The organism is Hyphomicrobium sp. 01T421, assembly GCF_056398805.1.
The window spans coordinates 1571299-1593253 of the sequence record NZ_JBFTQC010000001.1 but is presented as its reverse complement, the minus strand read 5'-3'; the positions used below and the strand labels follow the sequence as shown (position 1 = coordinate 1593253).

Below are 21955 nucleotides of genomic sequence, written 5' to 3'. Positions count from 1 at the left end.
ATGATTATTGGCTTGCGGATTTTCTGGGATGAGACACGGGCTGCGTAGGTTCGGCTGATTCCGAAAAGAGCTTTTTGATCGACCGCGCTGCTTGACGAATGCGCTGCTCGTTTTCGACGAGAGCGATGCGAATGAAGCCCTCTCCATATTCGCCGAAGCCGATACCGGGCGATACGGCGACATCGGCTTTTTCGATGAGCAGTTTCGAGAACTCGACCGAGCCCAGATGCCGATAACGCTCGGGCACCGGCGCCCAGGCAAACATCGTGGCGGGCGGCGGCGGAACGGGGAAGCCTGCTTTGCCGAAGCTCTCTACGAGCACATCGCGGCGGCTCTTGTACATCGCGCGAATTTCGTCGACGCACTCCTGCGGACCGTTGAGAGCGGCTGCGGCTGCGACCTGGATTGGCGTGAAGGCGCCGTAGTCGAGATACGACTTCACCCGCGCCAGCGCGCCGATCAGCCGTTCGTTGCCGACGGCGAAGCCCATCCGCCAGCCCGGCATGTTGTAGGTTTTCGACAGCGACGTGAATTCGACGGCGATGTCTTTGGCGCCCGGCACCTGCAAAATGGAGGGCGGCGGCACGTCGTCGTAATAGAGTTCGGCGTAGGCGATGTCCGACAGGATGATGATGTCGAGCTTTTTTGCGAGCGCGACGGCTTCTTTGTAGAAATCGAGGCCCACGACCATCGCCGTCGGATTGGACGGGAACGACATCACGACCGCCAGCGGCTTCGGGATCGAATGCTTTACCGCGTGCTCGATCGCGCGAAGAAAATCCTCGCCGTTGCTCGCCGGGAGATGGCGCACGGACGCGCCGGCGATGATGAAGCCGAAGGTGTGGATCGGATAAGTCGGATTGGGCACCAGAACGACGTCGCCGGGCGCGGCGATGGCCTGCGCGATATTGGCGAAGCCTTCCTTCGATCCGAGCGTCGCCACGATCTCGGTTTCGGGGTCGAGCTTCACACCGAAACGCCGTTCATAGTAGGCGGCCTGCGCCTTGCGGAGACCGGGTATGCCTTTCGACGCAGAATAGCGATGCGTGCGCGGCTTATTGATCGTTTCGATGAGCTTGTCGACGATATGTTGCGGCGTCGGCATGTCCGGGTTGCCCATGCCGAGATCGACGATGTCAGCGCCGCGCGCGCGCGCCGCCGCCTTCAAACGGTTCACTTCCGCAAAGACGTAAGGGGGTAGGCGCTTGATGCGGTGGAACTCTTCGCTCAAAGATCTTTACCCCTCGGCGCCGCAGCTCAGGCGGCAGTTAGTGTCGGCTCTCGCGCGAAGCTCGAAAGTCCCGGCTGGAACCAAATCGGACCGGGCGTTTCTTCGCGACAGGGCCCGGCGAATGCCTCTTTACGCTTGCGCCCTACGTCCCGTCCAGTCCGCAGCGCGCCGCAACATGCAACGGCCTCAAATCCAGGTCCCCCAATTATTTTTCGCAACGCGGGAGCAAACGTGCCGCGGCCACGGTAATGCCATCTCCGCTTACCTAATCGGAAACGCCGGCATGTCCGATTCGCCCTTGATTCGACGTCTGCCTTGACTGCACTGTCGGTCAGGGTTCCGGTACGAACGGGCGCCTAGCCTGCGTCGACGGGACAAGAATAGAAAGCTTCTGAAGTCGCCATGCCGCAAGACAGCCACGAAGAGCCGCCGTCATTCTCTCCGTATCATATCTCGGACCCCGAAACGTTTGCGTCGAACCTGCTTAAGGCGTTCGAACGGGGAAGCGCGGCCTTTGCTCAGCTCGCCGAGCGCCCGGACTCGAAAATCGGCCCCTATACACCGGCGAGCGAGTTTTCCGCGGCCACCGAAACGATTTCAGCACTGGTGCGGAAATGGCTTGCCGATCCGGTCAAGCTTACCGAGGCGCAGGGGGAGTTCGTCAGGCAGTTCGCGGCGCTTTGGAACAACGTGCTTCAACGCATGATGGGGTTCGGCGTGCCGCCGCTCGTTCGGCCGGGCGCGGGCGACAATCGCTTCAAAGATCCGGAATGGGACAACAACCCGTACTTCGACTTCTGCAAGCAGGCCTATCTCCTTGCCTGCAAGTGGGCAGAGGATCAATTGGCGGCGACGCCGGACCTCGAGCCCTACGAGCGCCATCGCGCCGAGTTCTATTTGCGGCAGCTGACGAGCGCCTACTCTCCGTCAAATTTTCCCGTGACCAATCCTGAAGTCTTGCGGGAGACGATTGCGACCAACGCTCAGAACCTGCTCAACGGGGCGAACCTGCTGGCTGAGGATTTGAAGCGTTCGGGCGACCTGATGAAAATCAGCCAGACCGATCCGACCGCATTCGAACTCGGCCGCAACCTTGCGACGACGCCGGGCAAGATCGTTTTTCAGAATACGCTTTTGCAGCTCATTCAGTATGCCCCCACCACGGAGCAGGTTCGTTCCCGGCCGTTGATCATGGTGCCGCCGTGGATCAACAAATACTACATCCTCGATCTGACGTCCTCGAAGAGCCTCATCAAGTATGTGGTCGACCAGGGCTTCACGGTATTCGTCGTGTCGTGGGTCAATCCGGACGAGCACCTCGCCGATAAGACGTTCGAAGACTACGTGCTCGAAGGCATTCTGGAAGCGGTGCGCGCCGTTCAAGAGGAGACAGGCGTCGAGCAGATCAATGCGCTCGGCTATTGCGTCGGCGGCACGGCGCTTTCGACGGGCCTCGCTTACCTCGCCCAGCGCGGCGAAGAGCCTTTCAAATGCTGCTCGCTGCTGACGACTCAGGTCGACTTTTCGCTTGCCGGCGATCTCTTGCTGTTCACCGACGATACGCAGCTCGCGAGCCTCGACGCGCTGATGAACGAGCGCGGCTTTCTCGACGGTTCGCGCATGGCCAACGTCTTCAATATGATGCGGCCGCGCGACCTCATCTGGCCTTACGTGGTCAACAACTATCTCCTCGGCAAGAAGCCGTTCCCGTTCGACCTCCTGTTCTGGAACCAGGACTCGACGCGGATGGCGGCTGCCAACCACAAATATTACTTACGGGAATTCTATAACGAGAACCGGCTCGCGAAAGGCGAGATGACGCTGGGCGGCATCAAGCTCGACCTCAAAAAGATCAAGCTGCCGATTTTCTCGGTCGCAACGCGCGAGGATCATATCGCGCCGGCCGCTTCCGTCTTCCGCGGCATTCAGATGTTCGGCGGACCCGTCGAGTTCGTGCTCGCCGGTTCGGGGCATATCGCGGGCGTCGTCAATCCGCCGGAAAAAGTGAAGTACCAGTACTGGACCGGCGGCAAGGCGATGACGAACGTCGGCAGTTGGGAAGCGTCGGCCACGGAGCATCCCGGATCGTGGTGGCCGTACTGGATCGATTGGCTGTCGCAGCAGTCCGGCGGCTGGGTTCCGGCCCGCACACCGGGAGCGAAGCTCGGCATCATCGAGGATGCGCCTGGTTCCTACGTCAAGGCTCGCTAGCCTTCGATTTTGGGGCCTGCGGCGGCCGTTTCGCCGTACGCTCGCCCAACACGCGATGACGATCAGGCCAACTCGAATTCGCCTTCATAGTCGACGGGCCAGAGCACGGTAAACTCTTCGCTGTCGATTGCCCGGAATGCGACGGCGTTCACGTCGAGCTCATCGGCCGCGTCCTCGACGATCGGCTCGATCTTTTCCCAGACCTTCGCTGCATTCTTCGCGAGCAGGATGAGATTGATGACGCCTTCTCCCGGCTCGTGGCCGTCGACTTCAGCCGAGGTCGAGTTGCCTAGGGCTTCGATCAGGCGATCCTCGAGCGCGATGACCCTCTCGAGAGTGTCGTCGTCGTCGCCCTGAAACTGGAGGACAAGCTGATGGTTCATGGTTCCTTTCCTGCCGGCGTCTCAAACAGCAGTGAGCGCCTGTTCAAGATCGCCGATAATATCGTCTATATCCTCGATACCGATCGATAGCCTCACAACGTCAGGCCCCGCTCCGGCGGCTATTTGCTCGTCATCCTGTAGCTGCCGATGCGTCGTCGACGCCGGATGAATGACGAGGCTTCGCGTATCCCCGATGTTGGCCAGAAGGCTGAAGAGCTTCAACCCCGAAACCAGCTTCACGCCCGCTTCATATCCGCCTTTGACGCCGAAGGTGAAGACGGCTCCCGCACCTTTTGGACAAATCTTTTTCTGGATTTCGTGGCTCGGGCTTCCCTCAAGCCCAGCGTAGCTGACCCAGGCAATTTTGGGATGGGCATTGAGCCACTTCGCAACGGCCAGAGCGCTGTCCGACTGGCGTTGCATTCGAAGCGGCAACGTCTCAACACCGGTCAGTAAGAGGAAGGCGTTGAATGGTGAGATCGCGGGGCCGAGGTCGCGCAGTCCCAGGACGCGCGCGGCGATGGCAAAGGCCATCGGGCCGAAAGCTTCCGCTAGCTTCACGCCATTGTAGGAGGGGTTCGGGTCGACCAGCGATTTATAGCGATGGCGGCTTCCCTGCCAGTCGAAGGTTCCGCAATCGACAATGGCGCCGCCGATCGAGTTGCCATGGCCACCGATGAACTTCGTGAGGCTATGGAGGACGATATCGGCGCCAAAATCCTTGGGCTTGCAGAGATAGGGCGTAGCAAGCGTGTTATCGACGATGAAGGGAACGCCTGCCTTTTTGGCGATTGCAGCGATGGCTGGAAGATCAACGACAATTCCGCCGGGATTGGCGATGCTCTCGCAGAAGATGGCCCGCGTCCGAGGCGTGATCGCGGCGGCGATGGATGCCGGATCCTTGGCATCGGCCCATGCGACCTGCCAGCCGAACTTCTTGAACGCGTGATTGAACTGATTGACCGAGCCGCCGTAGAGCTGCCGTCCAGCCACGAACTCGTCACCCGTCTCGAGAAGCGTGTGGAACGTCAAGAGCTGCGCGGCATGCCCGGACGCGACCGCAAGTGCGGCGGAACCGTCTTCAAGCGCTGCGAGGCGTGCCTCCAACACCGATTGTGTGGGGTTCGTTATGCGGGTGTAGATGTTTCCAAACGCCTGTAGCCCGAACAGCGCCGCGGCGTGGTCGACATCGTTAAATACGTAGGATGTGGTCTGGTAGATCGGCGTTGCGCGCGCGCCGGTCGTCGGATCAGGTGTCGCCCCTGCATGAACTGCAGCAGTCGCGAATTTCTGGGTTGGCGTGGACGACATAACCTGTGGCTCCTGGTCGCGAAGTTGCCGCGAAGGAGGAGCCGAGTCAGGGCTCGCCTGTCAACTGGTTAAGCTCGTCCACACCGATTCAAAGTTTTGCGAATTGCCCGGCAATCCCGCAGTGCCACTTCTGAATGGTCCAGTTGGGGTGTTCCCCGATCCATTTCGCCATCTCGATCTGGCCGCTCGACATGCACTGCTGCGCGCTGACGCTCTCGCCCTCGAAATTCAGGGTGACATCTCTGCAACGGGACGGCTGATCAACCATGCAGACGGCGACGACAAGCTCAATCATAGGACCTCCAGGTGTAGGTCTGCCGACCGCTCGTTAAAGCGGTCCGTTTAGCCCTGGGCGGTTTCCTCGAGTCTGCTTTTTGTTCATTCCCGGGAAGAAGCGGGAAGAATAGCCAAAGTATGTAGGAAATAATGCATTGCACAAGAACACGGCTGTCGCAGTCCTTGCCTATTTTGAAGTCACGTTACATTTGTCGCGGCAATGTTGCCGAAACACCCCGCAACGCGCAGCAAATCGTATCGCATGCGCCACAGTTTTGCCTTGTCAGGATGGGCATCGCATTCGATAAGCAGCGCGAAGGCAACAATTGATTCGAATTTTGCCGGAACGACCAAGACCGATCTTGTGCGAAGTCGGGGGTCGGAGCGATGTGACCGGGGTAAAGTCGCGGGGCGGACTTGTAAGGCGGCAGATCGGCATATGATTAATCAAGGGGCTGAGGCAGCCCAAAGTGCAGCGTTCGACAGCGTACGCGCATCTCAAACACCAACCGTCGGTTGGTTTGTCCGGCGCTCGGCGCTCTGGATGGGCATCATCATCGTCGCCGTCGTGCTGGCGTGCACGCTTTACGCGCTCGCAAGCCAAGTTGGAGCCGATGACATCCGCGACGCGCCAAGTGGCACCGCGGGACCGACGCTCAAGGTTTAGCTGGCCTCAAGTTTTATCAGCTACTCATCGCTTGCAGGTCGACTTGCCTGTCGCTGGAGCGCGACACGTGCTGCGCTCCGCTTGCGATCCCTTATGCCATTTTTCGCTGCGCGCCGTTTTTCATGCCGCGTTCAGCACGGGCTTGGTATGGTGCAATCCAGTTTTGCATCTTCCTGGATGGTAGGGGGCTTTTGCTTGCAATTAGTAGTGGGTTGTTCTCACCGCATTAGACCAATTTTTGAAATAACTAATCTTTTCTCGCGCAACCGGATAAATTTGCCTGCGGGTTCATTATTGTTGCTGCGGGGCTATCACCGATACCTTGAATTTGGGCTCTTCTTACTCCAATCATCTGCGATCGGTTCGAGCCCGAGGGACGCGTCGGAATGACGGAGCAGCAAAAGAAGTTTCCAGAGTTCTATGTAACCGCTCCGCAGCCTTGTCCTTATTTGCCGGGCAGGCTTGAGCGAAAGCTCTTCACGCATTTGACCCACGACAAGCCGCCGGAGCTGGTCGACCGCCTTCTGACGACGGGATTTCGGCGCAGCCAGAACATTGCGTACGTGCCCTATTGCGAAGGCTGCCAGGCCTGCATCTCGGTGCGCGTGCTCGTCGATGAATTCCAGCCGGACCGGTCTATGCGCAGGAGCTGGAACAGAAACTCTTCGCTGATCGCACAGCGCACGGCGCCGACGCCGACGATGGAGCAGTTCAAGCTCTTCCGCGCATACATCGACGCGCGGCACAGCGACGGCGGAATGGCGGACATGACGATCCTCGACTATCGGATGATGGTCGAAGATACGGTGATCGAGACTTTCCTCACCGAATACCGGCAGAAGCCGGCGGACGCGACGGATCTCGATTTCGACTCTTGGCCGCTGAAGGCTATCGCTCTCTGCGACCGGCTCACGGACGGCATCTCGATGGTCTACAGTTTTTACGATCCCGCGGACGCCGACGCCGGCCTCGGCACCTACATGATCCTCGAGCACATCGCGTTCGCCCGACGCATCGGGCTACCGCACGTGTATCTCGGTTACTGGATCGATGGTTCGCGTAAAATGGCCTACAAAACCCGCTTCAAACCGCAGGAGCGCCTTGGGCCCGACCGGTGGGAACGCGTTGAAGGCCGCGACGAAGACTGAAGCCGAAGTTGCTATTTCGCGAGTTCGGCATCGAGTTTTTCGAACATGTAATCCCACTTCGCCGATTGCGTGTCGACCAGCATCTTCATGCGTGCGCGAAGCTCGAGCAGCAAGGCGCAGTCGGGCGATTCGGCAGCGGCGCCTTCCTGGCCCATCGACGCGATCGCGGATAGCAATTCGTCCGCCGTCTTATCGTAAACAGCCGTCTTTTCGTCTTTCACGAACGGCCTTGCCTGGACGATGAAGTCGTCGTGCGTCCAGTTGCGCTTGTCCTTGAGCTCGCGCAGCTTCTCCTGAAAGACGGGCCGGTTCTGGTTGTTCAAGTCGCGTAGGCTGCCGGATGCCACTTCGACGACAGACTCGAAATCTTCCTTGGCGCAGGTCGCCGGCGTTTCGTCTGCCCGAAGACCGGAGCAGCACGAAACGATCGCCATACCTATTCCAGCGGCGATGGCCGCCCGTCCTCTGAACCCACCCATGCCGGCAGTCGTAGCTTTGCGCACGCAAAGCGACAAGCGCCGTCAATCAACACCCTGAATTAAAAGCGCGGCCCGAATGAATTGGAGCGTGGGAAACCCTTCGGCGCCACCTTGCCCGCCTGCGCGCGCTCCCCAGCCCACTCCTTCAGTTCGCTCCAAGACAGAGTAAATTCGCGGCTCGCACTGTCGAGCCAGGTCAAGCCCGCGGATTTCTTGAAGACGCGGGCGTCGGACAGCGCGCCGTCCTTGAAGCGCTGAAGGATGACGCCTTTACCGCGCGTCATTTCGTTGACCTCGTCGAGCTTGAAGATCAGGAGCTTGCGGTTTTCACCGATGGTCGCGACGTGATCGCCCTCGACCGGAACGCAGACGCGCGCCTCCTCAGGCTCCGTGACGTTGAGGATCTGCTTGCCCTTGCGCGTGGAGGCGATGACTTCTTCCTCGGGGACGATAAATCCATAGCCGCCCGTCGACGCCACGAGCAGCTTCCGCGATGGATCGTGAACGAAGATTTCCGCGACGTCGTGGTTTTCTTCGAGCTCGATCATGAGGCGCAACGGCTCGCCGTGGCCTCGGCCGCCCGGAAGGGCGTTGGCTTCGAGAGTGAAGAACCGGCCGTTGGTCGCAAACAGGACGAGCTTATCCGTCGTGAAGGCTTTCAAGGCGCGCTTCAGTTCGTCGCCCTGCTTGAATTCGAGTTTCGACAGGTCGTCCTGATGGCCCTTGAGCGCGCGCACCCAGCCCTTTTCGGACAGGATAACCGTTACCGGTTCCTTCTCGACGAGGGCGGCCGCGAGATCGACTTCGACCTCGGGTGCGTCGTCGAACGTGGAACGGCGCTTACCGAGAGCCGTCTTCTTCGAGTATTTCTCGCGCGTCTCCTTGACCTCTGCGGCGACGTGCTCCCACTGCAGCTCTTCCGATTTCAGAAGCTGTTTCAGCTCGCGGCGCTCTTTCGAAAGCTTATCGTGCTCGGCGCGGATCTCGACTTCCTCGAGCTTCGACAGCGAACGCAGCCGCAAGTTCAGGATGGCTTCAGCCTGCACTTCGCTGAGGCTGAATTTCGAGATCAGCTTTGCTTTCGGATCGTCCTCGTAGCGGACGATGCGGATCACCTCATCGAGGTTGAGGAAGGCGATCAGATAGCCAGCGAGAACTTCGAGGCGATGCTCGATCTTCTGCAGCCGATGCGTCGAGCGGCGAACCAGAACCTCGATGCGATGCTCGAGCCACTGCCAGAGCACGTCACGCAGATTGAGCACGTTCGGGATCTGGCCGCTCGACAGCACGTTCATGTTGAGGCTGACGCGGACATCGAGCTCGGTCAGGCGGAACAGACTTTCCATAAGCAAAACGGCATCGACGGCGCGGGTCTTCGGCTCGAGGATGAGACGGATCTCTTCCGCGCTTTCATCACGCACATCGCCGAGGAGCGGCAACTTTTTCTCGCTCATCAGGTCGGCGATTTTCTCGACGAGCTTCGCCTTCTGCACGCCATAGGGAATTTCGGTGACGACGACCTGATAGCCGCCACGCGTGGTTTCTTCCTTCGTCCATCGCGCCCTGACGCGGAAGCCGCCGCGGCCCGTCTTGTAGGCTTCGAGTATCTGCTCGCGAGGCTCGACGATGACGCCGCCCGTCGGGAAATCGGGTCCCGGAATCATTTCGACGAGCTTCTCGATCGTCGCGTTCGGGTGCTTGATCAGATGCAAGACCGCCGCGCACAGCTCGTCGACGTTATGCGGCGGGATGCTTGTCGCCATGCCGACGGCGATGCCGGTAGAGCCGTTGGCGAGCAGATTCGGAAAGGCTGCCGGCAGGACGACCGGTTCTTCGACGCGGCCATCGTAGTTCGGGCGGAAGTCGACCGTGTCCTCGTCGATGCCCTCGAGGATCAGCGCCGCAGTCTCGGTCATGCGCGCTTCGGTGTACCTGCCGGCGGCCGGGTTATCGCCGTCGATGTTGCCGAAGTTTCCCTGCCCGTCGACAAGCGGATAGCGTACGGCGAAATCCTGCGCGAGGCGCGCCAGCGCGTCGTAGATCGCCATATCGCCGTGCGGATGGTAGTTACCCATCACGTCGCCGACGATCTTGGCGCACTTGATGTAGCCACCCTCGGGATTGAGCCGCAGTTCGCGCATCGCGTAGAGGATGCGGCGATGGACAGGCTTCATGCCGTCGCGCACATCCGGCAGCGCGCGGTGCATAATCGTCGACAGAGCATAAGCGAGATAACGCTCTTCGAGAGCGGTCCGGAGCTCGACTGGCTCGATCGGGCCCTCGCCCGGCAGAATCGGTTTTGTGGTCATGGCGCATCCCTACAGTGCCTCCGAGGCGCTCTCAAGTTCTGAGCGACCATGGGCGACCTTCGGTCGTGACCGCCAACAGCTAAGACGCACGCGCCGCGCCATTTGGGCGCAAGTTGGCATGCCGCAGCCGGTGCCTGGCGGCCACTGTTCCACAATGAGGGGATTTGCATCTGGACGCGACCGATGGCGCCAAGGTATTCCCGCGGCTAGATCTTCGACACCTGAAGCTCAGCAGGAACGCAATCGGTAATGGCTGCACTGGTGCCCGACCTGCCGCAGGTCGAACAGCACATCGTCGAACTCACGAATAAGGCGCGGCAAGAACAGAAACAGCCGGCTTTAAAAATCAACGCGTTGCTGGCGAATGCGGCGCGCGCCTACGCCGAGCGGGTGGCGCGCAGCGGCACGTTCTCTCATACCGCCGACGGCCGCACGCCTGCTCAACGCGCGGAAAGCGCCGGCTATAAGCATTGCGATATTGCCGAAAATCTCGCGATGGATCAGGACAGCCGGGGCTTCGACACCGGCGCTCTCGCTCTCCAAGCGGTTGCGGGCTGGATGAATTCACCACCGCACCGCGCCAACATCATGAGGGCTTCCGTCACCGAAATCGGCGTTGGCGTTGCGCGTGCGCCTGGGCCGAAGCCAAAGTTCATTGCCGTCGAACTCTTCGGACGGCCTGCGACAGAAATCTACAGCTTCAAGCTGTTCAATTTATCGAACACGGGCGTCAGCTATTCGTTCGACGGTAAGACGCGCGATTTGAAACCCAACACATCGGTTTCAATCACCGCCTGCTCTCAGGGGGAACTCGTCCTATCGAAACAAGGCGGGTGGTTTTCGAACGCGACGGAAATCGGCCGTACGCGTCCTGAGAACAAGAAGGTTTACACGCTGAAATCGACCGCCATCGGCGGGACGACGTTGGAAGTTTCCGCGCACGGGCAAACTCCTTAGCGGCCGCGGCATCTCTTCCGGCGAGGAACACTTTCGGAGCCCCAGCGTTTCTACTTATTCTTTGAAACGGGAATGAGAAACATCATGGAAGCACGCCACCTCATGATTTACCTGGGTCTAAGCACCCTGGCTGTCATTGCAGTCGTCGGCGGAGTTGCCGCGTATCAGCGCACTCAATCCGACGTGCTGGTCGATATCCCTGCCGTTCGCGTCGAAACCAACAAGGCGACTGGCGAGACGAAAGTCGATGCGCCCTTCGCGCACGTCGAAAAAGACAGCCAGGGAACGCGCGTAGAGGCGCCCGGCGTAAAAATCGACGTTCCCCGCAGCGCGCCATCGGATTAGGCGTTCAGTCGAGCCACGCTTATGAGCCGCCCGCCCAACGACGGACGGCTTTTTCTTTCGACCTAGCCGATTGTTCTCAGGATGCCGCCTTCGACACGAAGAGCCGCGCCGTTCGTGGCGGAGGCTTCCTTCGACGCGGCGTAGACGACCATATTCGCGACTTCCTCTACGGTCGCGAAGCGCTGGAGGAGCGACGCGGGCCGATGCGTCTGCACGAATGTTGCAGCCATTTCATCGGGGGTTTTGCCTGTAGCGGCGGCCATCTCGTTCAGAAATTGATCGACGCCCTCGGATCTCGTCGGGCCTGGCAGCACGGCGTTGACGGTGACATTCGTTCCGGCCGTCAGCTGAGCAAGGCCTTGCGTCAGCGAGAGCTGCGCCGTTTTCGTCACTCCGTACTGGATCATCTCCGGCGGGATATTCACGGCCGACTCCGACGATATGAAAATGATGCGGCCCCAGTTTCGTTCGAGCATGCCGGGCATGTAGGCACGCGACAAACGCACGCCCGACATCACATTCGTTTCGAAATAGCGCGACCAGTCGGCGTCTGTAATTTCGAAGAACGGCTTCGGCTCGAAGATGCCGGCATTGTTGATCAGGATGTCGACGGACGGCACCGCCTTCGCAAGCGCGTCGCAGCCCGCGGCTGTCGATACGTCGGCGGCAACTCCGGTGACGGCCGCGGCGTTGACGCTGGCGTGGATCGCCGCGATGCCTTTATCGACCGTTTCCTGCTTCCGGCCATTGACCACGACTTTCGCTCCCGCGTGCGCCAGGCCCTTTGCGATCGCGAGGCCGATGCCGCCCGTGGATCCCGTCACAACCGCCGTCATATTCGTGAGGTCTACCTTCATGGGATCAATCCAATTGTCATTGATGCAGTTTCAGGCCGGAATTTGAATAATTTCAAATGGCTTTCGTGGCGACGTGTACCCCGTGAGCTCTAGCACGGGCGAAGTTTCGGTATCACGCCGATTTACCATCACGGCGGATACGCAATCTTTGCATACATCCGCTACGGTGGACTTCGACGATCGGCCGCCCCACTTGTCTGGAGGCGTCAGCCGTTTAACGCACGCAGGTGGTCGGAGATCGAATGGCAATCGAGATCGAACGAAAATTTGTTGTACGCGACGACAGCTGGCGGCAATCGGAGATCGGTTCCGCGCCTATCGAGCAGGCCTATTTCGCGCGCACGCCGCACGTCAAGGGCCGCATCCGCATTTTTGGCGACAACGCCTACATCACATTGAAGAGCGCGGTAGGCGGACTGTCGCGCCACGAATTCGAATATAAAATACCGGAGGCCGACGCCGTCGAGATGATACGCGAGTTCAGCATCGAACCGCCCATCACGAAGGTTCGCTACGACGTCCCCTTCAAGGGCAACATCTGGACCGTCGACGTATTCGGAGGCGCGAACGACGGTTTGGTGCTTGCCGAGATCGAATTGAAGAGCGCCGATCAGTCGATCGCCCTTCCTCCGTGGATCGGTGAAGAGGTGACGAACAATCCCCGCTATGAAAATTCGAGCCTCGCCCGCACGCCATTCACGACCTGGACCAAGAACGGCTAGCCACCGGATGCGGCGGGCCAAAGGCTGCCTTCAGATGCGCAGCGCCGCTTGGCGATATGCGCTTGGCGATAGCCCCGTCCACCGGCGGAACGCGCGGGTGAAATGCGCCGGGTCAGAGTAGCCGAGCCTCAGCGCGATATCGGTCACCGCCGTTTCACTCTCCAGCAGCAACCGCTTCGCGTTGCGGCTCAGCAGATCGTCCACCAGTTCGATGAACGAGGTGCCGTGCGCGCTCAGCCGGCGTTGAAGCGACCTGGACGTCGTTCCGAGCTTGGCGGCGACCCAATCGATGCGGGGATAGCCCTCGTGCAATGCAAGCTCGGTCACCGCCGCCGTCGTCGCCAGGACGTCGCTTTGGCGGGGGCCGGGCGGCTCGCTACGGGCATCGCATTCATCCGATACCGATCCTCCCGAATAGATCGTGTTCCCGAGGAGGGACGCATCGAACTCGATCGCCGGAACGGCATGCCCGTGCGAGACATTCGCTCCGAAAATGTCTTCAAGGGGAGCGCGGGGTGAGCAGAGGGGAAGCGCCGTCATCACCACGCTCGGCCGCCATCTGGGCCCCGCATAACCGCGCACGATATCGATGGCGTATCCCAATGCGAGAAATTCGTTGTGGTGACGCCCTTCCGTCTCCGGCTCGATGAACTCGATCGACCAGCGGACGCGCGATCCGTGACGCGAGACGGTGAGGACGGTCGACGTCTGCAGCATAACGTTCAGGCCGGAGTGGGCGCGCATCATCGCTTGGCTCAGTGTCTCTGCCTTGCATACCCAAGCTCCGAACGCGCTCAGATCCTGGCTCTTCACGGCTCGGCCGAGACGCGCGCCGAAATAAGCGTCGCCGGTATCGCGGGCCGCCTTCTCGAGCAGCCGAAACTGTTCCCGGAGCGGCACAATCAATTCCCGCTGCTCGAGAATTGCGAACGGCAAATCGACCTTGCGAAGAACGCGTGCGATCGACCCGCCCTGGCATTCCATGAAAGTCGCGATCGGGCCCAGGGAACTCGCTCGTGTTACTCCTGAAAGACGAGGCGCCATGCACACTGCCCAATGCAAATTCCAACGAATTTGGCGCAAAATGGCAAGCGGGCGAATGGGCTTCAAGTCACGTTGGCGTTATGAGCGAGCATCATCGATGCGCGCATTCACGTCCTAACCAAGAAACCGGGGTGACCCATGACCACTGTCCTACAGGCGACACCCGCGATGACGGTTCCGTTCGAAGATCATATCACTTGGCATACGCTCGACGGTTTTCCGCACCTCGCCTATCACATTTGCGCAGTCGATGAGCAAAAGCGCATCGTCGATATTCTGTTCAAGTTCGACGCCAATGCCCAGATCGTGCTCCACCGGCACAGGGCCGACTACATCACGCTGACGCTCCGCGGGGAGCTGCACATTTACGACGCCAACGGCCAATTGAAGGAGATCCGCCCGACCGGGGCTTATGTTGCCGGGGCGGCGAACGGCGAGCCGCATCGCGAAGGTGGAGGTGATGAGGATGTGATCGCGTTCTTCAGCAACCGCAACATCGAAGGTGTCGTCTACGAAATTCTAGACGACAACCTCAATACGATTGCGACACTCGGCATGGAGGAGTTCAAAGCCCTCCACGCCGCGCAACGCGCTTAGTGCCAGCCGTTGTAAGGATCGTAATCGTCGGCCGGCGCCGTCGCGCCGCGAGCATACGTTCGCGCGCGCGGCGCGGCTTTTTCTGTCGCCGCTCGAGACGCCGAGGCTTTTGCATTTGACGCTACTCTGCCACCGAGCGAACGGACGACCGTCACTTCGGTGCCAACGCGCACGAGCGAAGCGAGATGCAGAACATTCTCGTTCAGCATGCGGAAGCAGCCGGACGATTCCGCCTTGCCGATCGACTTCGGGTCGTTGGTGCCATGAATTCGGTAAAGCGTATTGCCGAGATAGATGGCCTTTGCGCCGAGCGGATTGCGAATACCGCCGAGCATGCGCTCCGGCAGCTCAGGTTTTCGCCGCCGCATGTCGGCGGGCGGATACCAATCCGGCCAATCGGCAACGCGTGAGACCTTTTCCTTACCGGTCCACGTAAAGCCCTGGCGGCCGACGCCGATGGAATAGGCGTAGGCCGACGTCGCGCTCAGCACGTAGTAGAGCTTGCGCGCGCCGGTATCGATGACGATCGACCCCGGGGAATAGGGTCCGCTGAATGCCACCTGTGCCGGCGCGACGGCGCGGATGTAGGGTTTGTCGCCGCCATTCCTTCCGGGTGTCTTGCTGAGACGGGCTTCTTCGTCAGCGGAGGGTGCGGCGTCCCACGCGCCATAATCATCGCGTTGGTCATAGCGCGATGCCGGATATCGCTGATCGTTGAAGTAATCCCGATCGGTCGGTCTCGGATCGCTGTAACGAGGACCGTCGTAACGGGGGCCGGCTCGATCATCGCCGTCGTCGGGATCGCCGTTGTAACGCGGATCGTAGCGGCGCGGATCGTCATTGCGATTTCCGGCACGATTGTCGGCACGGTCGTCGGCTCTCGGCGGCCCCTCGCGACGATCGAAGTAGCGATCGTCGGAATCGCGATCGCTCTCCGCGGGATCGGTGTAGCGATCATCGTCGTCTGGCACGACTTGCAGGGGTGGACGGCGTGGACCGTCCCAAGGGTCCCACTGCTGCGCCGATACATGACTTGCACCGCCGGCTATCGCCGTTGCAGCGACGAACGCAAAAAAGAAGGCTTTCATAGAACCCCCGCGTAACTTTGCTTACCCACTGCTGGGCTTAACCACTACACAACCAACACCAACGCAGCCTGACCGTTCCATGCCTCATCGTTGGCGCTGGATGTGGTCAATCGCGTGGCGAACCGATGGCAGCGGGCGGGGCCGGATTACAAATTCCGTTACGAAACCCAGAGTTCGGGAAAGACGTTAGGTCAACGGGTGCGCAAGAATTCGCCGAGACAAGATCGCGTTCTTCGCCGCCTTGTTTTCCGGCTCGTTGCCCGGTCAGCGCGACGTTCGTCCCAGAACGTCCATCAGCTCGGCAACCTTCCGGCGCTGATCGGCCGTATCGCCGCTCTGAATGGCGTGCTCCACGCAATGGGCTACGTGATCGCGCAGCACTTCTTCCTCGACGCGGCGGAGAGCGGCCCGGACGGCGGAAATCTGCGTCACGACGTCGATGCAGTAACGCCCCTCCTCCACCATTTTGGCGAGGCCGCGAACCTGACCCTCGATGCGGCTCAGGCGCTTCAGACAGGCGGCTTTGGTTTCTTTCTCCATGTCTTGACGCATACCCCATGGGGGTATATCTGTCAATGACCAACGACGATGGTCCCGACGCCCCCGCGCGCCCGGGTTCAGCAAGGAATTGCATCATGACCGCTGACGAACCGAGGACAGAACCTAAGCAGAGCGTTCCTGCAAAGAGCTGCTGTTCGCACAATCACGCAGCGCCCACTCCCGCCGGCAACGTGAAAGATCCGGTGTGCGGCATGACCGTCGATCCGACTACGGCGAAGCATCATGCCGATCATGATGGAAAGACCTATTACTTCTGCTCCGCCGGATGCCGGACCAAGTTCGTCGCCGATCCAATCAAATATCTGAAACCGGAAACGGCGAAAGCGGAGCCCGTTTCGGAGGGCGCCATTTACACTTGCCCGATGCATCCGGAGATCAGACAGGCCGGTCCGGGCTCCTGCCCTATCTGCGGCATGGCGCTCGAGCCAGAACTCGTTACCGCCGAAGCCCAACCCAACGCCGAACTTCAGGATATGACGCGGCGGCTTTGGATTGGCGCGGCGCTCACCCTTCCCGTTTTCATCCTCGAGATGGGCAGTCATCTTTTCAATTTGCATCACATCATCAGTCCGACTGTATCGAACTGGGTGCAGTTCGCGCTCGCGACGCCCGTCGTGCTCTGGGCGGGATTCCCGTTCTTCGAGCGCGGCTGGAAATCGCTCGAGACGCGCAATCTCAACATGTTCACGCTGATCGCGCTCGGCACGGGAGTCGCGTGGATCTATAGCGTCGTCGCCACGCTGTTCCCGGGCCTCTTTCCGCCGTCGCTCCGGGGAATGGACGGCGCCGTACCCGTCTACTTCGAAGCTGCGGCAGTCATCACCGTGCTCGTTCTCGTCGGACAGGTCTTGGAACTTCGGGCCCGCGAGCAAACGAGCGGGGCTATCCGCGCCCTTCTCAATCTTGCTCCGAAGACGGCGCGGCTTCTGAAAGCCGATGGCTCGGACGAAGAGGTGCAGATCGAGGCGATTTCTGTCGGCGACCGGCTGCGCGTTCGTCCTGGTGAACGCATCGCCGTCGACGGCCGCGTCGTCGATGGCAAAAGCAACGTCGATGAATCGATGGTGACGGGCGAACCGCTTGCCGTTTCGAAAAGTGTTGGAGCGAAAGTCATCGGCGGCACGATCAACGGATCGGGCGCGCTGATCGTTCGAGCCGAAAAGGTCGGCCGCGATACGATGCTCGCGCGCATCGTGCAAATGGTCGCCGAAGCCCAGCGCAGCCGCGCGCCCATTCAGCGCCTCGCCGATCAAGTTGCCGGATGGTTCGTGCCGCTCGTCATCGCCGTTGCGGTGCTTGCGTTCGCCGCCTGGATGACGTTCGGCCCCGAACCGCGCTTCTCGTATGCGCTGGTTGCTGCCGTTTCCGTTCTGATCATCGCCTGCCCTTGCGCGCTCGGGCTCGCGACGCCGATGTCGATCATGGTCGGCGTCGGCCGTGGCGCGCAGTCCGGCGTGCTGATCAAGAATGCCGAGGCTCTCGAGCGCATGGAGAAAATCGACACGCTCGTCGTCGACAAGACCGGCACGCTCACGGAAGGCAAGCCCAAGGTGACGGCGATCCGCACTGCGTCATCGATCAGCGAGGCCGATCTGTTGCGGCTCGCGGCCAGTCTCGAGCAGGCGAGCGAGCATCCGCTCGGTGCGGCCATCGTGCTCGAAGCGCGGGATCGGAATATTGCACTATCGGATGTTCGCGATTTCGCTTCTCCATCGGGCAAAGGCGTGTCCGGCGTCATCGACAATCGCAACGTCGTCATCGGCAATCGTACGATCTTCGACGAGGCTGGTATCGATACGTCGGCTCTTGCCGCCGATGCTGACGCGCTTCGGAGCGACGGCGCGACGGCCGTCTACGTCGCGATTGACGGCAAAGCCGCGGGCATCATTGCGGTCGCCGATCCGATCAAGGCGACGACGCTGTCAGCGGTTCGCAAGCTCAAGGCCGACGGCGTGCACGTTATCATGCTTACGGGCGACAACGCGACGACCGCCAAGGCCGTCGCCGCCAAGCTCGGCATCGACGACGTTAAGGCCGACGTTTTGCCGGAGGATAAGGCGAATTTCGTTGCTGAACTCAGGCGCAAGGGTCGCGCGGTGGCGATGGCCGGCGACGGCGTCAACGATGCGCCGGCGCTCGCCGCGGCCGACGTCGGGATCGCGATGGGAACCGGCACGGACGTTGCTATCGAAAGCGCCGGCATTACCCTCGTGAAAGGCGACCTCGAAGGGATCGCACGAGCGCGGGAACTCTCGGAAGCGACGATGTCGAATATCCGGCAGAACCTGTTCTTCGCCTTCGTCTATAACGCGGCGGGCGTGCCGATTGCAGCGGGTGTCCTGTACCCGGTCTTCGGATTGCTGCTCTCCCCAATCATCGCTGCGGCGGCGATGGCGCTGTCGTCGGTGAGTGTGATCGCGAATGCGCTTCGGCTTCGCCACACCGACATTGGCTAGCCGCAATGTTTCGTCGTGATCTTCCGGCAAAGGACGCACGCGTTCAATGCATTGCCTCTCTGATCACCTCGAACGACCGCACTTCATAGTCCGGATGGAGATTGTTCAGGAACTCGAGTGGCGGCTCGTCGATTTCGGGCCGCCTCCAGCGGAGATCGAACGTCAGCAGGGTGCGCCCTGGTTCCTTGGCGTGATTTACTCCCTGAAATCGCGCTCTGAAGCCCGAGCCGCGCAAAAGCTCGTCCAAGTCGGGAAACGGAGGACGGTCGGCGGTCGACGCAACGACGAGCTGCGCCCGCTGATCGCGGGCGATGCGGATGTCGATCCAGGGAAGTGCCGCGAGCGTCAGAATAATCAAAATCGTCCCGGCCGAGCCGAGTAACAGCTGGCCACCGCCGAAGCAGATGCCGACGACGCTCACTGCCCAAATTGTTGCAGCCGTCGTGACGCCCGAGACCAAATTCTCGCGTTTCAGAATGACGCCGCCGCCGATGAAGCCAACGCCCGTGAGGATGCCGAGCGGCAGACGCATCACGTCCATGGTCGTGAACGTGTCTGGCGTCTTTCCTGCAAGACCGAGCAAGATGTTGGCTTGGCTCGTTGCGATGCAGGCGGCAAGACCGACCAGGACTGTGGTGCGCAGCCCCGCACTGTGGCTGGCACTCTCCCGGTTCAGACCGATCAAGAAGCTCGCAATCAGCGTTAGCACCAAACGCACCGTGATATCGAGGGCGGTGGGATGTAAGTGCATTTCCATCGCGGAATTCCTCCGGTCTTAAGATCGGCACGTCAGATTTCGGATGCCTGTTGCCGGCTCCAAATTCATCCGCCGTCGCGACAATCGAAATCATTAACTTCATCAGCAGCGTAAATTCGACGCCATCTTGCCGTTTGAGCCACCGTCGTTTTACCTCTCGTCGATGAGCTTCGGGCCCGCTATTTTCCACGCGTCAACAGTGTCAACAACCGGTGGATTGCCATGACACGCCACCGCCTGCTGTTTATTGCACTTCTCATCTGGGCGCTCGCGATGATCGTGCCGGACTTCGCGCGGGTAGTGCGTCCGCTTGGTTCGTTCGGATTTTACGCCGACAGCAACGGCTTGATTTACGACGTTACGGGGCCTTTCGCGAGCGAAGCCCAGTCTCCAGCCTGGCGAGCGGGCGTGCGCCCCGGAGATCGCCTCGACTTCTCGCGGATGCGCTGCATTCCCTTCGATCCGTATGTTTGCGCCAGCACGATAACGTCCGTCGGCGGCAACGAATATGTGCTGCCAGGTCGGCAGACGACCATCGACCTCTTGCCGACGGCGACTGAGGGCGCGCGGGACGTGACACTGATCGCCGAGCCGCGCCCGACGAATTGGTTCGCTCGTCTGGTTTTGATCCTCGATCAGATCGCGGGCATCGCGGTCATCCTCGGGGCCGGCTGGCTTGTCTGGACGCGGCCAAGCCGCATGACGTGGGGCTTTTTCCTCTATGTGATCTGGTACAATCCCGGGCAGGCCTACGAGTTTTATGCGCAGTTGCAGCGCTGGCCGCTTTTGCTTCTGGGGCAAAACGCACTCGGGAGCATTTCGCAAGCAGTGGGTTATGCGGGACTTCTCGTGTTCGTGATGCGGGCGCCGACCGGCTCCATCCACCCGCCATGGGAGCGGTTCGAGAGGGCCATTCTCGCGCTTACCCCCGTCGTAGCGGTCGCGCTGATGGCGGCCTATGGCAGCTCATTCGGCTTTCAAACCGAGCTTGTGAGCCGTGTGACGATCCTCTTCGGCATTATCGTCAGCATCACGGCAGTCGCTATCTTGCTGGCGAGACGGCGAACCCTTTCGCCCAAGGACAATCAGCGTCTCAGATGGGTCATGTGGGGCTGTCTGATCGGGCTGCCGGCGTTCGTCCTGGCTGATCTCAACGAGTACACGACGCTTCTGACCAACTGGAACGGGCTCGTGATGTCCGAGGACGTCGCCGGGCTGCTCTATTTGCTCAACGGCGTCTTGTGCCTCTTCGTCGTCGAAGCCGTGCGTCGCGACCGCGTCGTGAGCGTCGCGATACCGCTGCGGCGCGTCACCCTTCTGGCTCTGTTGATGAGCGTTCCGGCGCTCCTCCTCCATCAGCAGGCGGAGCATCTGCATGAGCTCGTCGAACTTCCGGGCTGGTCGTGGTTCGGCATAGGCGCACTCGTTCTCTACGTCATCGGCCGGCTGCATGAATGGTCGGTCGAGCTGGCCGACCGTTTTTTCAACCGCTCGCTCGACAAGTCGGCGAAAGCGATCGGAGAGGCGTTGTTGCGGGCGAAGACGCCAACCGAGATCGACCGGCTTCTGGCGGACGGCGTCCTGCGGGCGTTGAAACTGTCATCCGCGGCGACCTTTCGCGGCACGGACACGGCTTTTCGACGCTTCGAGAACAGTGCCGGCTGGGATGATAATGCCGTACGCGATCTCCGCATCAGCGGCGCGGCAATGGAAAATCTGCGCCAAGGCGAGGCAAGCCGTCTCGATACGACCGCCGCCACGGAAGCCGGTTTTCCGAGCGGGCTTGATTTGCCCATCCTGGCGGTTCCGGCTGCGAACCGCGTCCACTGCTATGCTGTGATGCTTTACGGTCCGCACGTGTCGGGGACCGATATCGATTCCAATGAGCGGGAAATGCTCGTGAAACTCGGCCAGCACGCCGCGGATGCCTATGCGCGCGCCGAGAATGACGAACTTCGCAAGACGATTGCGGAGCTCAAGACAGTGCCCGGCTTGCACTCTGGGCGGGCGTGACAGTCTCCAGACATGCAAAAGCCGCGATTACGCATGCGTACCCGCGGCCTTATATCATCTAACTCGTAAGCGAAACGTGGCTGCTGGTCAGACTTGTAGTCCTACCGGCAGTCGGACGTCACTTAAGCGTTCTGAATGACGCTAACGGCGATCTTGCCCGAGCGGCGATCGGTTTCCGTTTCGAAAGCGACCTTCTGGCCCTGCGAAAGGCCGCGCATGCCCGCGCGCTCAAGAGCGGTCGCGTGCACGAATACGTCGTTTCCGCCCTGGTCCGGAGCAATGAAGCCGAAGCCCTTCTGGTCGTTATAGAATTTCACGGTACCCGTGATCATAGAATGTTCCTTTTAAGCCTTAGTTTTTTGAGGCTGACGCATGCGTCAATATGATCGCCTGTGCCGGCCTCAGTTCGATTTTGGAAAGACGTCTGTGCGCTTGGCTGCGCCAGAGGCGGAGTGCCTCGCAATATCCGGCCAAAGTTCGATGAACCGTCGATAGCACGCATGAGCCCGGTTGGATACCGCTAGTTTTTAGCTTCTGATCAAC

At 60.5% G+C, this 21955-nt stretch carries 21 protein-coding genes; 9 read left to right on the top strand and 12 right to left on the bottom strand.

The genetic code is table 11. From position 1 onward, the window contains the following. Positions 1-4 precede the first annotated feature (4 nt). On the bottom strand, positions 5-1231 hold the full coding sequence (locus AC1DK3_RS07245) for an LL-diaminopimelate aminotransferase (RefSeq protein ID WP_477191567.1): 1227 nt from the start codon (positions 1229-1231) through the stop codon (positions 5-7). 402 nt (positions 1232-1633) lie between these two features. Here AC1DK3_RS07245 and AC1DK3_RS07240 point away from each other — a divergent pair, with 402 nt between their 5' ends. Beyond that, positions 1634-3442, top strand: a complete 1809-nt coding sequence (locus tag AC1DK3_RS07240) for a PHA/PHB synthase family protein (RefSeq protein WP_477191566.1) — start codon at positions 1634-1636, stop codon at positions 3440-3442. A 62-nt stretch (positions 3443-3504) separates the two neighbouring features. Here AC1DK3_RS07240 and AC1DK3_RS07235 read toward each other — a convergent pair whose 3' ends face one another. The 3 genes from AC1DK3_RS07235 to AC1DK3_RS07225 form a co-directional block, all read right to left on the bottom strand. Further along, the gene (locus tag AC1DK3_RS07235; protein ID WP_339084431.1) at positions 3505-3825 is read right to left on the bottom strand and encodes a hypothetical protein; all 321 of its coding nucleotides are present in this window, start codon (positions 3823-3825) and stop codon (positions 3505-3507) included. A 21-nt stretch (positions 3826-3846) separates the two neighbouring features. After that, entirely contained in the window at positions 3847-5136 is a 1290-nt protein-coding gene (locus AC1DK3_RS07230; RefSeq protein WP_477191565.1) for an O-acetylhomoserine aminocarboxypropyltransferase, read from the bottom strand. Positions 5137-5224: 88 nt separating this feature from the next. Continuing rightward, complete coding sequence (locus AC1DK3_RS07225) at positions 5225-5431, bottom strand: hypothetical protein (protein WP_477191564.1); 207 nt, start codon at positions 5429-5431, stop codon at positions 5225-5227. A gap of 420 nt (positions 5432-5851) precedes the next feature. Here AC1DK3_RS07225 and AC1DK3_RS07220 point away from each other — a divergent pair, with 420 nt between their 5' ends. Next, positions 5852-6079: a hypothetical protein gene (locus AC1DK3_RS07220; RefSeq protein WP_477191563.1), complete on the top strand. Its 228-nt coding sequence runs from the start codon at positions 5852-5854 to the stop codon at positions 6077-6079. A gap of 386 nt (positions 6080-6465) precedes the next feature. After that, complete coding sequence (locus tag AC1DK3_RS07215) at positions 6466-7227, top strand: arginyltransferase (protein ID WP_477191562.1); 762 nt, start codon at positions 6466-6468, stop codon at positions 7225-7227. 11 nt (positions 7228-7238) lie between these two features. Here the strand turns inward: AC1DK3_RS07215 and AC1DK3_RS07210 are convergent, their stop codons facing one another. Next, complete coding sequence (locus AC1DK3_RS07210) at positions 7239-7706, bottom strand: hypothetical protein (protein ID WP_477191561.1); 468 nt, start codon at positions 7704-7706, stop codon at positions 7239-7241. Positions 7707-7765: 59 nt separating this feature from the next. Beyond that, complete coding sequence (gene parC / locus AC1DK3_RS07205) at positions 7766-10015, bottom strand: DNA topoisomerase IV subunit A (protein WP_477191560.1); 2250 nt, start codon at positions 10013-10015, stop codon at positions 7766-7768. A 249-nt stretch (positions 10016-10264) separates the two neighbouring features. Between parC and AC1DK3_RS07200 the strand changes: the two genes are divergently transcribed. Then, positions 10265-10972 carry a CAP domain-containing protein gene (locus AC1DK3_RS07200; protein ID WP_477191559.1) on the top strand — a complete coding sequence of 236 codons (708 nt, stop codon included), beginning with the start codon at positions 10265-10267 and terminating at the stop codon, positions 10970-10972. A gap of 84 nt (positions 10973-11056) precedes the next feature. Continuing rightward, positions 11057-11317, top strand: a complete 261-nt coding sequence (locus AC1DK3_RS07195) for a hypothetical protein (protein ID WP_477191558.1) — start codon at positions 11057-11059, stop codon at positions 11315-11317. A gap of 62 nt (positions 11318-11379) precedes the next feature. Here the strand turns inward: AC1DK3_RS07195 and AC1DK3_RS07190 are convergent, their stop codons facing one another. Continuing rightward, positions 11380-12174, bottom strand: a complete 795-nt coding sequence (locus AC1DK3_RS07190) for an SDR family NAD(P)-dependent oxidoreductase (protein ID WP_477191557.1) — start codon at positions 12172-12174, stop codon at positions 11380-11382. A 242-nt stretch (positions 12175-12416) separates the two neighbouring features. Between AC1DK3_RS07190 and AC1DK3_RS07185 the strand changes: the two genes are divergently transcribed. Then, a complete protein-coding gene (locus AC1DK3_RS07185) occupies positions 12417-12896 on the top strand; it encodes a CYTH domain-containing protein (RefSeq protein WP_477191556.1) in 480 nt (159 codons plus the stop codon). 30 nt (positions 12897-12926) lie between these two features. Here the strand turns inward: AC1DK3_RS07185 and AC1DK3_RS07180 are convergent, their stop codons facing one another. Further along, positions 12927-13940, bottom strand: a complete 1014-nt coding sequence (locus AC1DK3_RS07180; RefSeq protein WP_477191555.1) for an AraC family transcriptional regulator — start codon at positions 13938-13940, stop codon at positions 12927-12929. Positions 13941-14078: 138 nt separating this feature from the next. On the opposite strand from AC1DK3_RS07180, the gene AC1DK3_RS07175 reads away from it, so the two are divergent. Further along, positions 14079-14537 (top strand): cupin domain-containing protein, encoded by a 459-nt coding sequence (locus tag AC1DK3_RS07175; protein WP_477191554.1) that lies wholly within the window; start codon positions 14079-14081, stop codon positions 14535-14537. Here AC1DK3_RS07175 and AC1DK3_RS07170 read toward each other — a convergent pair. Beyond that, the gene (locus AC1DK3_RS07170) at positions 14534-15625 is read right to left on the bottom strand and encodes a L,D-transpeptidase (protein WP_477191553.1); all 1092 of its coding nucleotides are present in this window, start codon (positions 15623-15625) and stop codon (positions 14534-14536) included. The genes AC1DK3_RS07175 and AC1DK3_RS07170 overlap by 4 nt on opposite strands. Positions 15626-15889: 264 nt before the next feature. Next, on the bottom strand, positions 15890-16165 hold the full coding sequence (locus tag AC1DK3_RS07165) for a metal-sensitive transcriptional regulator (RefSeq protein WP_477191552.1): 276 nt from the start codon (positions 16163-16165) through the stop codon (positions 15890-15892). Positions 16166-16260: 95 nt separating this feature from the next. Between AC1DK3_RS07165 and AC1DK3_RS07160 the strand changes: the two genes are divergently transcribed. Further along, the gene (locus AC1DK3_RS07160) at positions 16261-18642 is read left to right on the top strand and encodes a heavy metal translocating P-type ATPase (RefSeq protein ID WP_477191551.1); all 2382 of its coding nucleotides are present in this window, start codon (positions 16261-16263) and stop codon (positions 18640-18642) included. A gap of 43 nt (positions 18643-18685) precedes the next feature. Here the strand turns inward: AC1DK3_RS07160 and AC1DK3_RS07155 are convergent, their stop codons facing one another. After that, positions 18686-19399: an MgtC/SapB family protein gene (locus AC1DK3_RS07155; protein WP_477191550.1), complete on the bottom strand. Its 714-nt coding sequence runs from the start codon at positions 19397-19399 to the stop codon at positions 18686-18688. A 222-nt stretch (positions 19400-19621) separates the two neighbouring features. Between AC1DK3_RS07155 and AC1DK3_RS07150 the strand changes: the two genes are divergently transcribed. Then, positions 19622-21412 carry a hypothetical protein gene (locus AC1DK3_RS07150; RefSeq protein ID WP_477191549.1) on the top strand — a complete coding sequence of 597 codons (1791 nt, stop codon included), beginning with the start codon at positions 19622-19624 and terminating at the stop codon, positions 21410-21412. A gap of 122 nt (positions 21413-21534) precedes the next feature. On the opposite strand, the gene AC1DK3_RS07145 is transcribed toward AC1DK3_RS07150, so the two are convergent. Beyond that, complete coding sequence (locus AC1DK3_RS07145) at positions 21535-21744, bottom strand: cold-shock protein (RefSeq protein ID WP_045835921.1); 210 nt, start codon at positions 21742-21744, stop codon at positions 21535-21537. Between the last annotated feature and the right edge of the window lie 211 nt (positions 21745-21955).

What these genes read in the sequence shown, in the direction of transcription:
- AC1DK3_RS07240 (WP_477191566.1), top strand. Translation starts at nt 1,634, where the DNA reads ATGCCGCAAGACAGCCACGAAGAGCCGCCGTCATTCTCTCCGTATCAT.
- AC1DK3_RS07235 (WP_339084431.1), bottom strand. Translation starts at nt 3,825, where the DNA reads ATGAACCATCAGCTTGTCCTCCAGTTTCAGGGCGACGACGACGACACT.
- AC1DK3_RS07230 (WP_477191565.1), bottom strand. Translation starts at nt 5,136, where the DNA reads ATGTCGTCCACGCCAACCCAGAAATTCGCGACTGCTGCAGTTCATGCA.
- AC1DK3_RS07225 (WP_477191564.1), bottom strand. Translation starts at nt 5,431, where the DNA reads ATGATTGAGCTTGTCGTCGCCGTCTGCATGGTTGATCAGCCGTCCCGT.
- AC1DK3_RS07220 (WP_477191563.1), top strand. Translation starts at nt 5,852, where the DNA reads ATGATTAATCAAGGGGCTGAGGCAGCCCAAAGTGCAGCGTTCGACAGC.
- AC1DK3_RS07215 (WP_477191562.1), top strand. Translation starts at nt 6,466, where the DNA reads ATGACGGAGCAGCAAAAGAAGTTTCCAGAGTTCTATGTAACCGCTCCG.
- AC1DK3_RS07210 (WP_477191561.1), bottom strand. Translation starts at nt 7,706, where the DNA reads ATGGGTGGGTTCAGAGGACGGGCGGCCATCGCCGCTGGAATAGGTATG.
- parC (WP_477191560.1), bottom strand. Translation starts at nt 10,015, where the DNA reads ATGACCACAAAACCGATTCTGCCGGGCGAGGGCCCGATCGAGCCAGTC.
- AC1DK3_RS07200 (WP_477191559.1), top strand. Translation starts at nt 10,265, where the DNA reads ATGGCTGCACTGGTGCCCGACCTGCCGCAGGTCGAACAGCACATCGTC.
- AC1DK3_RS07195 (WP_477191558.1), top strand. Translation starts at nt 11,057, where the DNA reads ATGGAAGCACGCCACCTCATGATTTACCTGGGTCTAAGCACCCTGGCT.
- AC1DK3_RS07190 (WP_477191557.1), bottom strand. Translation starts at nt 12,174, where the DNA reads ATGAAGGTAGACCTCACGAATATGACGGCGGTTGTGACGGGATCCACG.
- AC1DK3_RS07185 (WP_477191556.1), top strand. Translation starts at nt 12,417, where the DNA reads ATGGCAATCGAGATCGAACGAAAATTTGTTGTACGCGACGACAGCTGG.
- AC1DK3_RS07180 (WP_477191555.1), bottom strand. Translation starts at nt 13,940, where the DNA reads ATGGCGCCTCGTCTTTCAGGAGTAACACGAGCGAGTTCCCTGGGCCCG.
- AC1DK3_RS07175 (WP_477191554.1), top strand. Translation starts at nt 14,079, where the DNA reads ATGACCACTGTCCTACAGGCGACACCCGCGATGACGGTTCCGTTCGAA.
- AC1DK3_RS07170 (WP_477191553.1), bottom strand. Translation starts at nt 15,625, where the DNA reads ATGAAAGCCTTCTTTTTTGCGTTCGTCGCTGCAACGGCGATAGCCGGC.
- AC1DK3_RS07165 (WP_477191552.1), bottom strand. Translation starts at nt 16,165, where the DNA reads ATGGAGAAAGAAACCAAAGCCGCCTGTCTGAAGCGCCTGAGCCGCATC.
- AC1DK3_RS07160 (WP_477191551.1), top strand. Translation starts at nt 16,261, where the DNA reads ATGACCGCTGACGAACCGAGGACAGAACCTAAGCAGAGCGTTCCTGCA.
- AC1DK3_RS07155 (WP_477191550.1), bottom strand. Translation starts at nt 19,399, where the DNA reads ATGGAAATGCACTTACATCCCACCGCCCTCGATATCACGGTGCGTTTG.
- AC1DK3_RS07150 (WP_477191549.1), top strand. Translation starts at nt 19,622, where the DNA reads ATGACACGCCACCGCCTGCTGTTTATTGCACTTCTCATCTGGGCGCTC.
- AC1DK3_RS07145 (WP_045835921.1), bottom strand. Translation starts at nt 21,744, where the DNA reads ATGATCACGGGTACCGTGAAATTCTATAACGACCAGAAGGGCTTCGGC.